The following is an 18962-nucleotide window of genomic DNA, read 5'->3' as shown; positions in this document are numbered from 1 at the left end:
TTCATGCAATCACTTCGTTGAATTAACGGCTCATTTGCCGGCGTACCTTTACAGCTAATGCTGGTCCCGGACGCTGCTAACGGGGTGAACTTCTTCTATTATAGAGGCACATCTCCACTTTCAGTCTATGGTGGACACTCCCTAATTGCTTATAATAGCGTACTTTTCCCGATCATCGCATTTGAATTATGTGTTCATACTCAACTATTATAAACGCTTTAATGCCATACTTCAAGTGTTACTCGGCAGTTGCAAAGTGATATAGAACAATTCCAGTCGCTACTGCTACATTTAATGACTCAGCGCCACCCATAATCGGAATGATGACATTCTTCGTCGTTTTTGTTAGTAATTCTTTTGAAATACCACTACCTTCATTCCCCATAATGACTGCAAATGAAGGTGTCTTTTGTACTTGGTTATATACCACAGATGTCGCATCAAGTGCTGTTCCATAAATCGGAATATCACGTTCTTGTAATTGTTCTACCCAATCTACTAGCTCACCGCGCAATACAGGTAAATGGAAAATAGAACCCTGTGTTGATCGAATTGTTTTCGGATTGAATGGGTCTGCACTACCTTTTCCTAAAATAACAGCATCCATCCCCGCTGCATCTGCTGTTCGAATCATCGTACCGACATTACCGGGGTCTTGTACAGCATCAATCAGTAAAAACTTCTTCCATGAAGACTTTACTTCAAAATCAGGTTGTTTGCAGTGTGCAAAAATGCCTTGTGTACGTTCTGTCTCTGCCAATTCTGCTGCGATTGCCGCTGTTACTTCTACCATATAAATGTTGTCAATATTCCATGTAGCAGGAATTTCAACACCTTCTCGTACAATTAAGTTTAAAACATCTGTACCTTGAAGTGCTTCTTCTACTAAATGGAAACCTTCTACTAAAAACTCACCAGATTGGTCACGTTCTTTGCGTGTTGTTGCTAATTTTTTCCAATATTTCACTAATGAATTTGATAATGATTCAATTCTTTTCATTCATAAACCGCCTTTTTACATCGTTAATACTATTTTGCCAAACTGTGTACTCTCTTGCAACTGCTGAAATGCTTGTGTCGCATGTTCGATGGCATATGTTTGTTCAACGATTGGGCGAATGTGATGTGCTTCCATGAAAGAAAGACATGCACGAAATTCTTCTCGACTCCCCATTGTCGTCCCATGTAATGTGTACTGACCGTAGAAAAAGTCACGTAAATTAATCGTTGTTTCATCTGCTGTTGTTGCGCCGAATGTTACTAGTGTACCACCCTTTTTTAAAACAGCCAATGAACGATTAAAAGTTGCTGCACCAACGCTATCAATGACAAGGTCGACTGTCTCATGCTGAAGTGCCGCGTTCCAGTCCTCTGCTGTATCAATTACGAGATCTACACCGAGTTGTCGTACTTTTTCACGCTTCTCTTCTGAACGTGAACTCGTAATAACTCGCGCGCCTATATTCTTCGCAAATTGAATCATAAATGTCGCAACACCGCTACTTCCACCTGGAATAAATACCGTCTGCCCTTTTTGTAATTGTCCTTTTGTAAAGAGTGCACGATAACCTGTTAATGGAGCAATCCCAATCGTCGCTGCTTCTTCCGTTGATAAGTAGTCCGGTTTTCGTTCAATTTGTTCTGCTGAAATGACGATTTTTTCTGCAAATGTCCCTTGATCTGGTAAACTTAAAATTTCAAAGTCCTCAGGTGGAGCAGGTGTATTATCGAACCAACGAAGAGAAGGATTTATAATAACTTCATCGCCGACTTGCCAACTCTCGATATCTGCTGATACCTGTTCAATAATACCTGTTGCATCTGAACCTAAAATTAAAGGTGCCGCATCTTTCGCTAAACGATTCGGTGTATAAAGGTCCCGACGATTAACACTCGCTGCTTGAATACGAACGAGTACTTCTCCATCTTTTAGTATAGGTTCTGGTCTTTCTCCTACGTGAATTTCGTTTTTTTCTGCATAAACCGCTTTCATTGACATTCTTCCCTTCATTTTTAGTTTATTTATTCATTATATCATTTTTTATATTGCTATTTTAAGAAAATTATATATACTTGAAATTATCAGAATTTTTTAAAAGGTGTGGATATGATGAAAGTTTTAGAATCAATTAGTTCATTTACAGGAAAGTACTTTGCTTTTCTTGTACTCGGAGTTGCTGTCATCTCATTCTTCTTCCCGACAGCATTCCTACCATTCGGAGGCTATATTACAATCATGTTAGGGATTGTCATGTTTGGAATGGGTTTAACATTAAGTGCAAAAGATTTTAAATTAGTTTTAACAAAGCCGCTACCCGTATTGATTGGGATTGTTGCACAGTTTACAGTGATGCCACTAACAGCTCTTGGTATTGCGTACTTACTACAATTGCCACCTGAATTAGCGGCAGGACTTGTATTACTTGGATCCGTACCAGGTGGAACTGCTTCAAACGTAATGGTTTATTTAGCAAAAGGAAATGTTCCTTTATCAATTACAATGACATCTGTATCCACATTATTAGCACCATTCTTTACACCGGTGATTTTATACTTCTTAGCTGGACAGTGGATGCCTGTTAATATGTCTTCGATGTTTATGTCGATTGTACAAGTTATTTTAGTACCGGTTGCACTTGGTATCATCGTTCGTAAATTAGCACCAAACTTAATCGACCGCAGTGTATCGGTTGTACCATTAATCTCAGTTGCTGCCATCATCTTAATCGTTGGTGCAGTAGTTGCAGGGAATCAAGAGAAAATCGCAACAGCTGGCTTAATTATTTTCTTAGCCGTATTCTTACACAATACAGCTGGTTTAGTTTTAGGTTATTACGCAGGAAAGATGTGCGGACTTTCATTATCAGACCAACGTGCCATCTCCATCGAGGTCGGTATGCAAAACTCTGGTTTAGGTGTAGCACTTGCTACAGCACACTTAGGACCACTTGCTGCTATTCCAAGTGCATTCGGTGCTGTATGGCATAATATTTCAGGACCAATTATCGCAAGTTACTGGGCACGTCGTCCGATTCCAAATGAATCAAAGCAACAAGTTTCAATTGAAAAGAAACATGCATAACAAAAAGAGAAGTGGGAGGTTAATCTCTCACTTCTCTTTTTTGTTCTCGTTTTATCCAAGTACGGATACAAGTACTGCTTTTTGTGCATGTAGACGATTCTCTGCTTGTTGGAAAATATATGAGTTTTCGCCGTCAATAACAGCTGTCGCAACTTCTTCTTCACGATGTGCTGGTAAACAGTGTAAAAACATATAATCTGGTTTCGCGTATGCAACAAGTTCAGAAGAGATTTGGAATCCTTCAAAGTCTCGTAGGCGTTTTGCTGATTCTTCTTCTTGGCCCATTGAAGTCCACACATCTGTGTAAATTACATCTGCATCTGTTGCCGCTTCAATTGGATCATTCGTAAATGATACCGTACTACCATTTTGTGCTGCGATTGTTGCTGCTTTTAACATGACTTGTTCGGATGGTTCATATCCTTTTGGTGCTGCTACAACGACATCCATTCCTACATGTGCTGCTGCTACCACAAGTGAATGTGCTACATTATTTCCGTCACCAATATACGCTAGTTTCAATCCTTTGAAGTGCCCTTTTACTTCTTTAATTGTTTCAAGATCAGCTAAAGCTTGGCATGGGTGTGAGATATCTGTTAAACCATTAATTACAGGAATTGATGCATGTTCTGCTAATTCTTTCACCATCGCATGTGAATTTGCACGAATCATAATACCATCTACATATCCTGATAATACATGTGCTGTATCATAAACCGACTCACCACGACCGATTTGTAAATCGCGTGCATTCATATACATACCTTTTCCGCCTAATTGGTGCATACCTACTTCAAACGAAATACGTGTACGTGTTGAATTTTTCTCAAAAATCATCGCAAGTGTTTTACCTTCTAATAGTTTCGGACACTTACCTTCTTTTGTAATCGTTTTTAATTGAATCGCTAAGTCGATTAATTGTTGTACTTCTTCACTTGAATAATTCACTAATGATAATAGATCTTTTCCTTTTAAGCTTGTGACAATTTGTAATTGTACCTCTTCTAATAATTTCACACTGCATCGCTCCTGTACGTTTAATTGTTAATTCTCATTATATGTATGTATATTTATTCTGTCAAATGAATTTTTATGTTTTATCTGACTATTTTATCATTTCTAGTAAGATTAGATAAAAAAAGAGTTCGAAGCAGCATATTCGCTTCGAACTCTTGTATGTTTATTCAAATGTAATACGTTGTACTGTTTCAGCATCTAGCTTTTTAATCACTTCAATCACTAATTTCACTGTATTTTCAAAGTCATCGCGATGTAAAATACCTGCATGTGAATGAATATAACGTGTCGCAATACCAATCGAGATTGCTGGTACACCGTTTGCTGTAATGTGAATAGAACCTGCATCCGTACCGCCACCTGGAATTGCTTCATACTGATATGGAATTCCTGCTTCTTCTGCTGTATCAACGACTAAGTCACGTAACCCCTTATGACCGACCATTGATGCATCATAGACAATGATTTGTGGACCTTCACCCATTTTAGAAGCTGCTTCTGAAGGTGAGATTCCTGGTGTATCTCCTGCAATACCGACATCTACTGCAAAACCAATCGCTGGATTGATTTGATGCGTAGCTGTTTTTGAGCCACGTAAGCCCACTTCTTCTTGTACAACACCACAACCGTAAACAACGTTTGGATGTTGTTCATCTTTTAAGCCTTTTAATACTTCAATCGCAATCGCACAACCGATACGGTTATCCCACGCTTTTGCTAGTAAGAATTTATCGTTTTTCATCACTGTAAAATCGAAGTATGGTGCAATCATATCACCAGGGCGAATCCCCCACTCCATTACTTCTTCTTTCGAAGTTGCACCAACATCAATAAACATCTGTTTAATGTCAACCGGCTTATTACGTTGTTCTGCTGGTAAAATGTGCGGTGGTTTTGAACCGATAACACCTGTGACTGTCTCACCTGAACGTGTGACGATTTGAACGCGCTGTGCCAACATTACTTGGCTCCACCAACCGCCAACTGTTTGGAATTTAATAAAACCACGATCATCAATTTGTGTCACCATAAAGCCCACTTCATCTAAGTGTCCAGCTACCATAATTTTCGGACCATCTTCTTGTCCCACTTTTTTTGCAATTAATGAACCGAGACCATCTGTTTCGATTGTATCTGCATACGGTTCAATGTATTGCTTCATGACATCGCGCGCTTCCTTTTCATTACCTGCAATCGCACGTGCATCGGTTAAATCTTTTAGCATGGTTAATGTTTGATCTAATTTCATCTTGAGAAATCCCCCTTGTTGAAGAATACTTCCATTATACAACAGCTTTTAATATCCTGTACGTTGTCGCTCATAATTTTTTTCGTTTTTCGAAATATATGCATCGATAATTTGCTGTGCATCGAATTGTAATGTGCGTGCAATCGCACCATAGCACTTCCAAATCTCTTCATAATTTTCGCGTTCCGGCTCATTTCCAAACACGATAATCGCTTGTTGTGTCTGTAAAAATAATTCTGTTAAAGAAGCATCACGTGCATCTGTTGGCCATTCTGTTAAATCATTAAAACCTTTCATAATACCAAGAGATAATAAAAAGTGTACTGAGTCTACGAATTCTTCTAAAATAACAGCATCTTCTGAAGGACCTTTTGTACTCCAAAATTTGAAACAGCGTGTTTCATTCGCAAGTTCTCCTAATTCTACTAATAACGCTAATGTTTTTTCACGAAAGACATCAAAATCAATCCCCTGTGTCTTTTCGATAAATGCATCTAATTCTTTTTGCATTGTAAATAATTGTTGTAAATTCACGTTCATCATCCTTTCATATGTATAGTATCGAAGTGATCAATAGCTGACAATAAAAAATACCCATCTATTAGAGCGAAGATTGTAAATCCAATAACAAAATGAAGCTTTCTTATTTTATGTCGCCAAATCATCATACCTAAAAATGTACCGAGTCCACCACCGACAATTGTTAAAATCCATAGTGTACGCTCTCTAATACGCCACTTGTGACGAATGGCTCTACTTTTATCAATGCCCATCACAATAAAACCAATCACTGATAATACAATAATCCAAATAGCCATATATACCTCATTTCTATTCGCTTGATTAGTATAACAAAAAAAGAAGAAGGAATCGCTTCGTTTGCGCCCTTCTTCTTACTTATTTTTATTTTTTCACAACATAGGCTTTATTCGCACTAATATATTGTCCTGTACCAATTTTTAAACGTGGCGTTCCTGCAGCGCTCCATGTAACTGCTGTCACTTGAAGTTTTTTACCTTTTGCAATCGTACGTGTCTTATTAGCGAATGACACAGATGTATAAACACCTACATTTGTTTTTGTTTGAATCGTTTTTGGATTTACATAATAATAATCTGAAATATTATTTACAACAGAGCGTGTATAAGCTTTGTTTGCACTCACATAATAACCAGTTGATGTTTTTAATCGTGGTGTTCCGCCATCTGTATAGTCGATGTCTTTAATCGTGAATACGCTATTTGTGCTGTAATTTTTTAATTTTGTCGATGTACTAAATGTCGTACTTTTGTATAAACCTTGTGTCACACGTAACAACGCTTTTTTCGGCACTTTTGTGATATATTCATCAATATCTGAACGTGTTTTCACAACATAGGTACGGTTTGCTGTAATATAGTTACCGTTTTTTAGTTTTAAACGTGGTGTTCCAGATGCACTCTTTTCAACAGCTACAATATCTAATAGCATATTTTTAGGGTGACGTTTTACTTTCGCACTTTCTTTAAAAGTACGTGAATTATATTCATATGCTACTGTTTTTGTTGCAATTTTTTTAGGGTTACTTGTATAGTAACGTGGATTTGAGACAGGTTTTGATGTTGATTGCGTGAAGTAACTTAGGCTTACACCATTTAAACGGTTTAAATCAACATATGTACCAATTCCATCTACTTTCCCTTGGTCTGTAAACTGCCATAATGCATGTGGATATGCTGGTTTAGTTGAACCATAGCGTGGAATCCAGACAAAATCTGCTTTTGATGTATCAAGATTTAATTTATCATATAGATGATTCGCTATGTATAAGCCGATTTTTTTATCTGTATATTTACGTAATTCCGCAACGAATGAATTGACGATTGCACGCATGCTCTCACCAGATTCACTTGTGAATTCTTCTACGTCAATCACATAAAAATTTGCATCTTTACTTGCACGGTTATAAAAATCACGCGCTTCTACTTTAGCATCTGCTGTGTCAGTTGCTAAATGATACGCATATACGCCAAATGGCACATTATATTTTTTAGCACTTGCCTCATAACTTTTATGCCAACGATCTTCTAATACACTTCCATATTGTGTACGAATAATCGCTAAATCAATAACTTTTGAAGCCTTTGCCCAGTCAATATTCCCTTGGTGATGCGAGATATCGACAATAACGGGATCTGTGTATGATTTTGTGCTTAGTGTACGACTTTTAGCGTTCACCGGGTTTGTATCTGTGACATATGGTGTGCCTTCCCATTCGATTTTACGATCAGGATTTGCTGGTGCTAACGTCCCATCTTGTTCTACTGCAGAAGCCGAATTACTTTGCCATGCGACTACTATAAATAACGCAAATAAAAGTGATAGACACCATTTCAATTGTTTTTTCATTTTCCACTCTCCTTTTCAAATTTTTGAGGATTTTATAGCCTGAATTGACTATCCAAATCATAACAAATTTTCCTCTTTACTTATGACACTTTTACGCGTCATTTTAATTTCATATATTAAAATAATATTACATTTTATTTCACCTTGTAATATCCATACTCTTTTTCTTCTATCTGGTTATCTTTTTGAAATAAATGCGTATTTTATATACGCTTTTCCTCATTTTTTAGTATGAATCAAAAAAAGAAGCTAGGTCCTAAAACCTAACTTCTTCTCTATTATTATTGTTCATACCAAGGGATTTGTTTAAATAATGTCTTTTTAGTTGAGACATATTTACCATCTGCTAATTTGAATCGTGGATAGCCTAACTTATTATAAACCACGTCTTGAATATCGAGTACTGTACCGACTGGAACCATCTCTGGATCTTTTTGTTGATCACCGAAAAGTAATGTATCGTATTTATAAATTACTTTTTGTGTACGTAACTTTAAAGATGAATCATATTCTAAGAAGTAGTTTTGAATAGTTGCTGGTACTTCGACTACATCATTTTTATCTGCTGAGATAAATCTGCCATTAATAATTGCAAAACGATTTTCGCCTGAACCATTATAAACTACACGACTTACATTAAAAATCGTATTCGCTGGAACAAACTCTGGTGATGTATTACTTGTTGATGAACGATATGAATATAAATTACGAATTGTCATGACTTGTTTTACATTATCATTTGTTGTATAGAAATTCGACGTAGCAGAAGTTTTTAATACTAAACTTTTACTAGCACTAATATATGAACCATCTGCTAGTTGAAGGCGTGGAATACCTGTTGAAGATTTCACTACCTTTTTAACTTTTAAACGTGTTCCCTCTTTGTAGCTTTTCTTTTTATTTTTTTTATCAAAGCTTGTTTTCTTATAAACATTTACAGGTTTCTTTAAAAGAACATATTTAGGATTCGTTACATAATATTTTTTAACGAGTTCTGAGTTTGAAATTGTTGTTACTTTATTTGTAAAGTATTCTAACTTTGTTCCACCTGCTAAACGATTTAAATCAACATTTCCATTGATTCCTGGAACGCGTCCGCTATCAGTATATTGCCAAAGTTGATGTTTATAAATGGGGCCTGAATAACCATAACGTGGAATCCAGACAAAATTAAATTTACTTGCATCTAATTTGAATGATGAATACTTGTGGTGCGCTACATATAAACCAATTTTTTTATTCGTTAATTTACGCATTTCCTTCATATACTCATTAATAATAGTACGCATAGAGTACCCTTTTTTATTCGTCTGTACTTCTACATCTAAAACATAAAATTCTGTATCTTTACTCGCACGATTATAGAATGAGCGCGCTTCTGCACGTGCTTCTGCTGGTGTACCAGCTCTTACAAAAGAATAAACACCAAATGGCACATTGTATTTTTTAGCATTGGATTCATATGTACGATGCATATAATCTTCTAATTTTCCATCTTGTGTACGAATAATCACTAAATCAAGCGCTTTTGATGCTTTTGACCAATCAATATTACCTTGCCATTTTGAAATATCTGCAATAACAGGATCATTTGCAGATTGTTTTACAAGTTTTGCATTGGCTGGGTATTCCCATTTCACAACACTCTCAGGTTTTGCAGTATTTTTATGTGTCTTGGCTTCACTATTTTGCGAGAATCCAAAGAGACTAAATACAACAAGTAATAGGGCTAAACCATAAACTTTTTTCATCTTTCCCTTCCTTTCACGTTCTCTCTATTCTTTCTTCTTTTATTATATCGTATAAGAAGAAAGAATTATTATTACAAACAAATAACATTTTATTTTTTATTATTTTTTTATCCATAAAACCTTATTTTAATATTATTACGTGAAATAATATTAAAAATTACTATGTATATACCTAAAAAAGCAAAAGAAAGTTCAATCAAAATAAGTATTAAGAATTAGTCATAATAATGGAATCAAAAGTAGGCTAAACAAAAATTTCACTTCGCTTTTTTAGCGTTCACAACACAAAACTGGAACCGCGCCACAGCGTGATTCCAGTTTTTCTTATGGTCATATGAGGTATTATTTTTACACGTATGTTCTAGCTTGTGTTATTTAATTTTTCAAACCCGATACAACTCCATGTTAAATCGAATTAAATATTCATTGCTGGTCCAAAGAATTCGTAATGAATTTGGTCACGACTCATGCCCAGTTCAGTTAGAGAAGCAATCACTTCGTGCATGAATCCTACAGGTCCACATAAATATACTTCACCTGTTAAATCAACTTGCTCAGCTAACATTTCTTTCGTAATTTTCCCTGCTACATCTGAAGCGTGTTGTACATATGTCACATTTTCAGGAATGGCAATACGGCATAACGCTTTTTCAAATGCATGCTCATTTAAGTGGGATGCACTATGAATCAATTTCACTGCGGCTTTATTTTCGCTTGCTGCTTTTTCAAACATACTAATTAATGGTGTAATTCCAACACCGCCTGCGATGAATGTGACTGGTTTTTCTGTTGCTTCATAAACAAATGAACCAGCTGGTGCACTAATTGATAGCGTATCGCCAACTTGTACATAGTCATGTAAATAGTTCGATGCTTTACCGATTGGTGTATTTTTTTGATCGCGTTTAACAGAGATACGGTAGCTTTCACCATCATATGATTTTGATAAGCTATATTGACGATTTAAAATATATTCTTCGTTTGGATCTTTTACTTGTACCGTAATATATTGTCCAGGTAAATATTCTGGTAATGCTGAACCATCTGCTGGTTGTAAATAGAATGATGTAATGAGTGCATTCTCAGCTACACGCTTCACAACTTTAAAGTCTTTAAATCCACGGAATCCACCTTGTTTATTTTCAGCTTCTTGATAAAGCGCTTCTTCTTCTTGGATAAAGACATCTGCGATTACACCATATGCTTCTCCCCAAGCTTGAATAATTTCATCTGTTGCTGCATCACCTAATACTTCTTTAATTGCACGTAGTAAAAATTCTCCTACGATTGGATAATGCTCTGGTAATACACCTAAACTACGGTGCTTTTGTGCGATTTGTTTTACAACTGGAATAATCGCAGGTAAGTTTTCAATGTGTACAGCTGCTGCATAAACTGTATTTGCTAAAGCTGTTTGTTGACGACCTTTTTCTTGGTTCGCGTGATTAAAAATGTTTAATAAAGCTGGATTTGCTTCAAATAAATTTTTATAAAAAGTTTTTGTAATTTCTACTCCGTGTACTTCTAATACAGGTGCAGTTGATTTTACGACGTCCATTGTGTGTTGAGATAACATGTGAATCATCCTCTCTTTTTTTTACACCCTTAGAATAATCCTATTTTTCATTTAAAGCAATATACAAAATACATCTTTAACAAAAAAGACATATTTAAAATACATCTTTAAAATTTATAAATTATTTTCTTTACATGCTATAATAAAAGGAGTTGGAGGTGAATTCTGTTGAGGTTGACACTATATACAGATTATTCTCTGCGCGTTTTGCTTTATCTTGGCGCAAAAAAGCCAGATGAATTATCGACAATTAAAGATATTTCCGATGCTTATGGTGTGTCTAAAAATCATTTAATGAAGGTGACACATGAATTAGGAAAAATGGGGTACATCGAGACAATCCGTGGTCGTGGTGGTGGTATTCGTCTCGCTATGCAACCTGAAGAAATTAATATTGGGAAGCTCGTCCGACAAACAGAAGAAGATTTTTATTTAGTCGATTGCTTTAATCCTGAATCTGTTGGTTGCGTTATTTCACCCGTTTGTAATTTAAAAGGCGCGTTAAATAAAGCACTACATGCATATATTGCTGTACTTGATGAATACCATCTAAGTGATTTTTTAACATCAAAAGAAAAATTAGCTGCGTTATTATTTGATTCTTAATATACAGCATCCTTTCCTTTTGAGGATTAAATATTTATATGTACAAAAAGAAGTGATAGGAATAAATTCCATCACTTCTTTTTTTGTTGCATATAAAAAAAGAGCCAAGTCCGAAGACTCGACTCTTTCATCATACCTGAATGTATGAATTATTTTGCGATTGCTTTTTTAGCAGCGTCTGCTAATTGAGCGAATGCAGCTGCATCGTTTACAGCTAAGTCAGCTAACATTTTACGGTTTACTTCGATTTCAGCAAGTTTTAAACCGTGCATTAAACGGCTGTAAGAAAGACCGTTGATGCGAGCAGCTGCGTTGATACGAGTGATCCATAATTTACGGAAATCACGTTTCTTTTGACGACGGTCACGGTATGCATATTGACCAGACTTCATTACTGCTTGGTTCGCTACTTTATAAAGTGTGTGTTTTGAACCGAAATAACCTTTTGCTAATTTTAAAACCTTTTTACGACGCTTGCGCGTTACTGTACCGCCTTTTACGCGTGGCATAGTTCATTACCTCCTGTATTTATCACTCTGATAAATAGTATATGTGTGTGTTTTCTTATTATTTCATGTAAGCTAATAAAGATTTGATGCGTTTGTAATCACCAGATGATACTAATGATTGTTTACGTAGGTGACGTTTAGCTTTTGTAGATTTGTTAGCAAATAAGTGAGAGCCGTATGCACGGTCACGTTTTAATTTACCAGTACCAGTTCTTTTGAAGCGTTTTGCAGCGCCACGGTGTGTTTTCATTTTTGGCATTTGGATTTCCTCCTATTACTCATAACTTTAATAATTATTGTTTCTCGTTCTTAGGTGCTAAGATCAAGAACATGCTGCGGCCTTCCATTTTCGCACGTTGTTCAACAGTTGCTACTTCTTTACAAGCCTCCGCAAAGCGATCTAATACGCGTTGACCAATCTCTTTGTGCGTAATAGCACGACCTTTAAAGCGAATAGATGCCTTTACTTTATCTCCTTTTTCAAGGAATTTGATTCCGTTGCGTAACTTCGTTTGGAAGTCATGCTCGTCAATCGATGGTGAAAGTCGTACTTCTTTAAGTGCAATAATCTTTTGATTTTTGCGAACTTCACGATCTTTCTTTTGTTGTTCGAATTTGAATTTACCGTAATCCATAATACGAGCAACTGGTGGCTTGGCTTGTGGAGCCACAAGGACAAGATCCAAATTTGCACGTTCTGCAAGTTGCAGTGCATCGTTTCGAGTTTTAACACCTAATTGATCGCCATTGTGATCGATTACGCGTAATTCGCGAGCACGGATACCTTCGTTTACATACATGTCTTTGCTAATAACAATCCACCTCCAAGTAGTATTAAAATACTGCGTTTGGGCAAGGAGCCCTGTTCGGTACAGATATTTCGATGTCCATAAAAAAAGACGGACATTAGTCGAAATGTCCGCCCGCGTATATGTTGACATGCGAAATATGCATGTTCGATTCATCAATTAACCTGTCAATACCTTCTAAAAGGATCGATTCTCAGGTGAGAAGCGGGCAGCCTCTACTTCAACCACAAACTCTGTATTTGTTTACCTCAATTATAATATCACCTTTTTTTAGGTAAGTCAAACATTATTCTGCTATAAACCATGCTAATTTTTTCTTTCCATTCAAACGATTTAAATCGACATAGCCTTCAATTCCCTTTATGCGTCCTCGTTCTGTGTACTGATGTAAGTCACACGGGAACTTCGGCTTTAAAATCGTTTTGCCATCTAGATGATAGCGTGGAATCCATATGAAGTCTGCTTTTGTTAGATCTAAACAAAAAGTATAGTATAGATGATGCGCAATGTAGATACCTACTTTTTTCGCACCTAAATTCCTTAGTGTACGAATAAAAGCATTCGTCCCTGCACGCATATCAGACATCGACTCCACTTCAACATCGGCCACATAAAACAAAGGCTGCTTTACTCGATTTGCACGCTCGTAAAAGTCTTGTGCTTCTTTTTCAGCGTCTTTAACAGACGTAAAACGCGCAAATGCATACACACCATACGGAATAGCAAATTGACTACAACCTTTCGCATGTTGTTCATATAAAACATCTTTTACATACGAACCATCCTGTACACGTAAAATGGCTAAATCACATACTTTCGAAAGCTCCTCATAGTTCACACGATTTTGCCATTTTGAAAAATCAACGATATACCCCATCTTCTTCATCTCCTTTTATATTTTATATAGAAGAAAAAAGATTGCGCGAGACAAAAAATGAGAAGCCGCTAGACAATACGACTTCTCATTTGAATACTTATTATTTTACTGTAATCTCTTTTGTAATTGCATCCACAAACTCGTCTAAAGAAACTGTTTCTGAATCTTTTGAGCCGTAACGACGAACATTTACTGCATTTGATTCAACTTCTTTATCCCCTAATACAAGCATGTAAGGAATTTTTTGCATTTGTGCTTCACGGATCTTGTAACCTAATTTTTCGTCACGGTAATCCATTTCTACACGTGCACCTGCAGCGATTAAACGTTCTTCAACTTGTTTTGCATAGTCAAAGTGCGCATCGTTTGATACAGGAATAATTTGAACTTGAACAGGTGCTAACCAAGTCGGGAATGCGCCTTTGTATTCTTCAATTAAGAAGGCTACAAAGCGTTCCATTGTTGATACAACACCGCGGTGAATAACGACTGGACGGTGTTGTTTACCATCTTCACCTACATAGTTTAAGTCGAAGCGTTCTGGTAATAAGAAGTCTAATTGTACTGTTGACAATGTTTCTTGTTTACCAATCGCTGTTTTTACTTGTACGTCTAGTTTTGGACCGTAGAATGCAGCTTCGCCTTCTGCTTCATAGTAATCTAATCCTAGCTCGTCCATCGCTTCTTTTAACATGCTTTGTGCTTTTTCCCACATTTCATCGTCATCGAAGTATTTCTCTGTATCTGCTGGATCACGATATGATAAACGGAATTCATAGTCTTCTAAGTTGAAGTCTTTATAAACCGCTTGGATTAACTCTACTACTTTTTTGAATTCATCTTTAATTTGATCTGGGCGAACAAATAAATGCGCATCATTTAAAGTCATACCTCGTACACGTTGTAAGCCTGATACTGCTCCTGACATTTCGTAGCGGTGCATTGTCCCAAGTTCTGCGATACGAAGTGGTAAGTCACGGTATGAACGCATTGCTGATTTGTACACCATCATGTGGTGAGGACAGTTCATTGGACGAAGTACGAATGTTTCGTGATCTACTTCCATTGGTGGGAACATATCTTCTTGGTAATGATCCCAGTGTCCTGAAGTTTCATATAATGATTTTGAACCTAAAACAGGTGTATATACGTGTTTGTAGCCTAATGCTAACTCTTTATCTACAATATAACGTTCAATTGTGCGACGTACTGTTGCACCGTTCGGTAACCATAATGGTAAACCTTGACCTACTAATTGGCTTGAAGTAAAGATGTCTAATTCCTTACCAATTTTACGGTGGTCACGCTCTTTTGCTTCTTCTAACATTTGAAGATGATGTTTTAAATCTTCTTTTGTGAAGAATGCAGTTCCGTAAATACGTTGTAGCATTTTGTTATCTGAATTCCCTCTCCAATATGCACCTGCAATTGATAGAAGTTTGAATTCTTTAATTTTATTTGTTGATGGTACGTGTACACCACGGCAAAGGTCGAAGAATTCGCCTTGTTCGTAGATTGACACTTGCTCATCTGCTGGAATTGCTTCTAGTAATTCTAATTTGTATTCGTCATCAATTTCTTCAAAACGACGTTGTGCTTCTGCACGAGATACATCATGGCGTACAACTTCTAAGTTTTCTGCGATGATTTTTTTCATCTCTTTTTCGATTTTAGGGAAATCTTCAGAAGTAATTGGTTCTTTCGAATCGATATCGTAGTAGAAACCACCTTCGATTACAGGACCAATACCTAATTTTACATCTGGGAATAGACGTTTTACTGCTTGTGCTAATAAATGGGCAGTTGAGTGACGTAACACTTCTAATGCTTCATCATCTGAAGGTGTAATAATCGCGATTGTGCCATCTTCATTTAGAGGTGTTTTTGTATCAACTAACTCACCATTGAATTTACCAACGATTGCTTTTTTACGTAATCCTGGGCTAATTGCCGCTGCTACTGCATCTGTTGTAATTCCTTTTTCGTACTCTTTTACAGACCCATCTGGGAATGTTAATTGAATCATTTCTGACATATCCATTCTCTCCTTTTTATTATTTCGAAAGCTACGGGCCACAAACGGGAGATTTTTTGCATACAAAAAAGCATCCTCCCTAAAGGGACGATGCTTGCGCTCGTGGTTCCACCCTTCTTCCTTCCATGCAGAAAAAAACCTGCAAAGACGAAGCTCTCGATCGGCTAACGGGCCGCTACCGTCGACAATTACTATTCGTTCACTGTCGCTGCTCCAAGGTGGTAAATCATTAGCCGTCACTAGAATACTCGCACCACTGTATTCCTCTCTGAAAGTCGCACTAATCATTGTTGTCCTTATCTGTGCATTTACATATTAATGTAACCTATTATAAAACTTCAGAATCGAACTCGCAACTATTTTTTAGAATTCAAGCACTTCTATGTTAAATCGCGTAAATTTAAGCCTTCCACTTGAATTGGTTCTGTAATTGCTTTGATTCGTTCCATAATTCGCTTCGCTTTAATTGGGTCCTGTCCACCACGTGCAGTCTGAGTAAAGAATACTTCAAGACCACTATAATCAAGATTCGATGTAATAAATGTCGGCAATTGTTCTGCCATACGATAATGCAGAATAGACCCTAAAATTTCATCTCGCGTCCATTCTGATAACTGTTCAGCTCCTAAATCATCAAGCATTAACACAGGTGCTTTTTTCACAAAATCAAACTTTTCTTCTAATTGTGGTGTACCAATCGCATTTTTTAATTCACGTAAAAATTCAGGTACATAGACAACGACAGATTGAATTTGCAAAGCTGCTAATTCATTCGCAATCGCTCCAATTAAGAAGGACTTCCCGACACCAAAATCACCATATAAATAAAATCCTTTACGTGGTAATTCCCCCGTCTGCTTCACTTGGTCAACAAAGTTTTGCGCTGCCTGCAATAAATTTTCACGATCTTCACTATAGACGCGTACATCTGATAATGTCGCACGTAACACATCTTTTGGCATGTGCATACTCGCAATCATCTTCTCCGTATGACGGCGTTCATCTTCAATACGTTTTTGCTGACAAGGTGTATATTCTAAATCAATTAAACCACGTGTTAGCGATAATTTTGGTGTAAAGCCATTGATTGTATTCACACACTGCTGTACAGAAGGACACTTCGAACAATCTTGTTGTTGATTTTTAAATTCATACAACTTGCCTAATCCACGTTCTAAAACAGAGCGTGTAATCGCACCTTCATTCTCTTTAAAAAATTGCTGAATAACAGGGTCTTTTAAAAGTTCTTCTTGAATCGACTGTAGACGTTCTTGAAATTTGGCATCCATTTGTTTTTGTAATTCATTTTGAATCGGTTTCAACGTACAACACCTCCTCAGGATTTCTTCTTCATACGATATTGACGTTCTAACTCTTCAAGTGATGCCTGACTTTTTGGCTTCTCTGATGAATTAATCCATGCTGGTAATTCTTTTTTCTCAGGATTCCCGTAAGTCGTACGGCTATATTTTTGAGCGCGTGACTTTCGATAATTTTGTCCATATTGAATGGCTGTTTCAATCGTTTGAACCGACTGTTTACGCCACCCTGAAGCAATCGCCTCTAAGAATGGTAAATTCAAATTCCCTTCACTTGAGAAATGAGCATAATGAATTAACGTATTTAATAAAGGTCGTTCCCATTCATACATCGAAGCAAACTGCGTCACTGCTTTTAATTCATGTGCAAAAGGCTCTTTGCCATCTGCCAACATTTGAAGAAGAACAGGTGGTTCAATTTTTTTCATTAAACTTTTGAAGGTCTCTTCGATATTTTTTAGTTTAGCAGCACTTGCTTTACCTGGTTCAAATTGATAAAGAACGTAAGCTGCCGCCTGAAGCAATTCAAACTCCGCATGCATATCTTCGATTGTAGTCGCCTTTTTCACTGTTGGATTTTTTTGATCCATGAATTGACGTGCCTCATTCATCGCTTGCGTAGCGGTTTCAATTCCTTTTTTACGCCAATCTGCTGCAATCGCTTGAATATACTTTTTACTAATATGACCTGGATTATTCAACGAGATATAATGAATTAATACATTCACAACAGGTGGTGTAATATCATATTGTGTAATTAAACTTTCATACATTTCAAGTTCATGGTCAAATACTTGCTTCCCGTCATTCACAGCGATTAAAACATCAATTGGTCGAGCTTGTTCAAAATACTGTACCAACTCGTCTTGTTTACTATTCCATTCCTTCGCCTGCTCATGTGCTTGTTCAGGTGGCAGCATTTTCGAAATAGCTGGTGGTGTTTTGGAAATCGTCAATTTATAATATTCACTCGCTGATTTACGCACCGCATCTGTCGTTAATTCATCATCACTATTCGCCATCATGAGTACATGCTTCATATCAATTGCTGATAAACCATACATAAATGCAACTTTTGCAATCGTTTCTTTAATCTCAGCGGTAATCAAACGATGTGGAATCATATTTTCAGATAACCCAGACATCAGTAACGGAAAATCAAAGGATTGATAGTAAAATGGTATTTTCGATGGTTTTTCAGCTATATCATGCACCATCATATTTTTTGGCATATGTTGTTGAATCGGTTGATAGACATCTGTAAATTGACGTGAAATTTCCGTCATTCCTTCGATTGCTACACGTTTCGGTGTAAAACGCTGCAATAAACGGCGATATGCATTCTCACCAATTTTACTGAATAAAAACATCGATAGAAGTGGATCTTCAAAGAAACGTCTTGCTTCTAAAGGTGGTAAAATTTCATACGAAAAATAATGTAAATCATCTGTTTCTTTTTTATACGTACGTAATAATCCAATCGCTTCAAGCGCAATACGTGCGTTGAAAATAGCTCCAATCGACATATCAAGTCCATTCATCAAATGGTAGTGTGTATAGTCTCTACCTTCTTCATCTTCCCCTTCAGCCCACAACAAAAAATACAGACTAATTGGTTCAGGTCCAATTAAAGGCTGATAAAGTAGCGTAATTAACTTTCTTTCATAACTTGAAAGAGGAAATGGAATGTGAATTGTAAATCGGTCTACAGAATGTAGTTCATTATTTAGTTTCAATTCAAACT

18 protein-coding genes and 1 other annotated feature are annotated in these 18962 nt (G+C 36.7%); of the genes, 2 read left to right on the top strand and 16 right to left on the bottom strand.

What is annotated here, in order from left to right:
- Positions 1-238 precede the first annotated feature (238 nt).
- A complete protein-coding gene (locus ASO14_RS04535) occupies positions 239-1000 on the bottom strand; it encodes a TrmH family RNA methyltransferase (RefSeq protein WP_068452024.1) in 762 nt (253 codons plus the stop codon).
- 15 nt (positions 1001-1015) lie between these two features.
- Positions 1016-1993, bottom strand: a complete 978-nt coding sequence (locus ASO14_RS04530; RefSeq protein WP_068452021.1) for a zinc-binding dehydrogenase — start codon at positions 1991-1993, stop codon at positions 1016-1018.
- A 117-nt stretch (positions 1994-2110) separates the two neighbouring features.
- On the opposite strand from ASO14_RS04530, the gene ASO14_RS04525 reads away from it, so the two are divergent.
- Positions 2111-3082 (top strand): bile acid:sodium symporter family protein, encoded by a 972-nt coding sequence (locus ASO14_RS04525; protein ID WP_068452019.1) that lies wholly within the window; start codon positions 2111-2113, stop codon positions 3080-3082.
- Between the two features lie 51 nt (positions 3083-3133).
- On the opposite strand, the gene argF is transcribed toward ASO14_RS04525, so the two are convergent.
- From argF to hmpA, 7 genes are all read right to left on the bottom strand, one after another.
- Complete coding sequence (argF, locus tag ASO14_RS04520; RefSeq protein WP_068452016.1) at positions 3134-4099, bottom strand: ornithine carbamoyltransferase; 966 nt, start codon at positions 4097-4099, stop codon at positions 3134-3136.
- A gap of 163 nt (positions 4100-4262) precedes the next feature.
- Positions 4263-5348 carry a M42 family metallopeptidase gene (locus ASO14_RS04515; protein ID WP_068452013.1) on the bottom strand — a complete coding sequence of 362 codons (1086 nt, stop codon included), beginning with the start codon at positions 5346-5348 and terminating at the stop codon, positions 4263-4265.
- Positions 5349-5396: 48 nt separating this feature from the next.
- A complete protein-coding gene (locus ASO14_RS04510; RefSeq protein ID WP_068452010.1) occupies positions 5397-5882 on the bottom strand; it encodes a dUTP diphosphatase in 486 nt (161 codons plus the stop codon).
- 5 nt (positions 5883-5887) lie between these two features.
- Complete coding sequence (locus ASO14_RS04505; RefSeq protein ID WP_082701378.1) at positions 5888-6166, bottom strand: DUF1294 domain-containing protein; 279 nt, start codon at positions 6164-6166, stop codon at positions 5888-5890.
- Positions 6167-6251: 85 nt separating this feature from the next.
- A complete protein-coding gene (locus ASO14_RS04500; RefSeq protein ID WP_068452007.1) occupies positions 6252-7736 on the bottom strand; it encodes a DUF5776 domain-containing protein in 1485 nt (494 codons plus the stop codon).
- 281 nt (positions 7737-8017) lie between these two features.
- Complete coding sequence (locus tag ASO14_RS04495; protein ID WP_068452005.1) at positions 8018-9487, bottom strand: DUF5776 domain-containing protein; 1470 nt, start codon at positions 9485-9487, stop codon at positions 8018-8020.
- 415 nt (positions 9488-9902) lie between these two features.
- Positions 9903-11063: an NO-inducible flavohemoprotein gene (gene hmpA / locus ASO14_RS04490; RefSeq protein ID WP_068452001.1), complete on the bottom strand. Its 1161-nt coding sequence runs from the start codon at positions 11061-11063 to the stop codon at positions 9903-9905.
- A gap of 168 nt (positions 11064-11231) precedes the next feature.
- On the opposite strand from hmpA, the gene ASO14_RS04485 reads away from it, so the two are divergent.
- Positions 11232-11669: an RrF2 family transcriptional regulator gene (locus tag ASO14_RS04485; RefSeq protein ID WP_068451998.1), complete on the top strand. Its 438-nt coding sequence runs from the start codon at positions 11232-11234 to the stop codon at positions 11667-11669.
- Positions 11670-11818: 149 nt separating this feature from the next.
- Here the strand turns inward: ASO14_RS04485 and rplT are convergent, their stop codons facing one another.
- The 7 genes from rplT to ASO14_RS04450 all read right to left on the bottom strand — a co-directional run bounded on the left by rplT (position 11819) and on the right by ASO14_RS04450 (position 18954).
- On the bottom strand, positions 11819-12178 hold the full coding sequence (gene rplT, locus ASO14_RS04480) for a 50S ribosomal protein L20 (RefSeq protein ID WP_068451995.1): 360 nt from the start codon (positions 12176-12178) through the stop codon (positions 11819-11821).
- A 58-nt stretch (positions 12179-12236) separates the two neighbouring features.
- Positions 12237-12437, bottom strand: coding sequence for a 50S ribosomal protein L35 (gene rpmI, locus ASO14_RS04475; protein WP_068451992.1), 201 nt, complete (start codon positions 12435-12437; stop codon positions 12237-12239).
- Positions 12438-12471: 34 nt separating this feature from the next.
- On the bottom strand, positions 12472-12978 hold the full coding sequence (infC, locus tag ASO14_RS04470; RefSeq protein ID WP_068451989.1) for a translation initiation factor IF-3: 507 nt from the start codon (positions 12976-12978) through the stop codon (positions 12472-12474).
- A 295-nt stretch (positions 12979-13273) separates the two neighbouring features.
- Positions 13274-13864 carry a glycoside hydrolase family 25 protein gene (locus tag ASO14_RS04465; protein ID WP_068451986.1) on the bottom strand — a complete coding sequence of 197 codons (591 nt, stop codon included), beginning with the start codon at positions 13862-13864 and terminating at the stop codon, positions 13274-13276.
- Between the two features lie 100 nt (positions 13865-13964).
- Positions 13965-15899, bottom strand: a complete 1935-nt coding sequence (gene thrS, locus ASO14_RS04460; protein ID WP_068451984.1) for a threonine--tRNA ligase — start codon at positions 15897-15899, stop codon at positions 13965-13967.
- Between the two features lie 80 nt (positions 15900-15979).
- Positions 15980-16211, bottom strand: a binding site (T-box leader).
- A 68-nt stretch (positions 16212-16279) separates the two neighbouring features.
- The gene (dnaI, locus tag ASO14_RS04455; protein ID WP_068451981.1) at positions 16280-17221 is read right to left on the bottom strand and encodes a primosomal protein DnaI; all 942 of its coding nucleotides are present in this window, start codon (positions 17219-17221) and stop codon (positions 16280-16282) included.
- Positions 17222-17235: 14 nt separating this feature from the next.
- Positions 17236-18954, bottom strand: coding sequence for a DnaD domain protein (locus tag ASO14_RS04450; protein WP_068451978.1), 1719 nt, complete (start codon positions 18952-18954; stop codon positions 17236-17238).
- Positions 18955-18962: the final 8 nt, after the last annotated feature.

This window comes from Kurthia sp. 11kri321 (assembly GCF_001534765.1).
Taxonomy (GTDB): domain Bacteria; phylum Bacillota; class Bacilli; order Bacillales_A; family Planococcaceae; genus Kurthia; species Kurthia gibsonii.
Note: the sequence above shows the minus strand (reverse complement) of the source record. Positions and strands in the feature narration are given on the sequence as shown.

Bases quoted from the DNA above. Each gene is read 5' to 3' on its own strand.
- ASO14_RS04500 (WP_068452007.1), bottom strand. From the start codon at position 7,736: ATGAAAAAACAATTGAAATGGTGTCTATCACTTTTATTTGCGTTATTT.
- hmpA (WP_068452001.1), bottom strand. From the start codon at position 11,063: ATGTTATCTCAACACACAATGGACGTCGTAAAATCAACTGCACCTGTA.
- ASO14_RS04530 (WP_068452021.1), bottom strand. From the start codon at position 1,993: ATGAAAGCGGTTTATGCAGAAAAAAACGAAATTCACGTAGGAGAAAGA.
- ASO14_RS04535 (WP_068452024.1), bottom strand. From the start codon at position 1,000: ATGAAAAGAATTGAATCATTATCAAATTCATTAGTGAAATATTGGAAA.
- ASO14_RS04515 (WP_068452013.1), bottom strand. From the start codon at position 5,348: ATGAAATTAGATCAAACATTAACCATGCTAAAAGATTTAACCGATGCA.
- rplT (WP_068451995.1), bottom strand. From the start codon at position 12,178: ATGCCACGCGTAAAAGGCGGTACAGTAACGCGCAAGCGTCGTAAAAAG.
- thrS (WP_068451984.1), bottom strand. From the start codon at position 15,899: ATGTCAGAAATGATTCAATTAACATTCCCAGATGGGTCTGTAAAAGAG.
- infC (WP_068451989.1), bottom strand. From the start codon at position 12,978: ATGTATGTAAACGAAGGTATCCGTGCTCGCGAATTACGCGTAATCGAT.
- rpmI (WP_068451992.1), bottom strand. From the start codon at position 12,437: ATGCCAAAAATGAAAACACACCGTGGCGCTGCAAAACGCTTCAAAAGA.
- ASO14_RS04495 (WP_068452005.1), bottom strand. From the start codon at position 9,487: ATGAAAAAAGTTTATGGTTTAGCCCTATTACTTGTTGTATTTAGTCTC.
- ASO14_RS04465 (WP_068451986.1), bottom strand. From the start codon at position 13,864: ATGGGGTATATCGTTGATTTTTCAAAATGGCAAAATCGTGTGAACTAT.
- ASO14_RS04505 (WP_082701378.1), bottom strand. From the start codon at position 6,166: ATGGCTATTTGGATTATTGTATTATCAGTGATTGGTTTTATTGTGATG.
- ASO14_RS04525 (WP_068452019.1), top strand. From the start codon at position 2,111: ATGAAAGTTTTAGAATCAATTAGTTCATTTACAGGAAAGTACTTTGCT.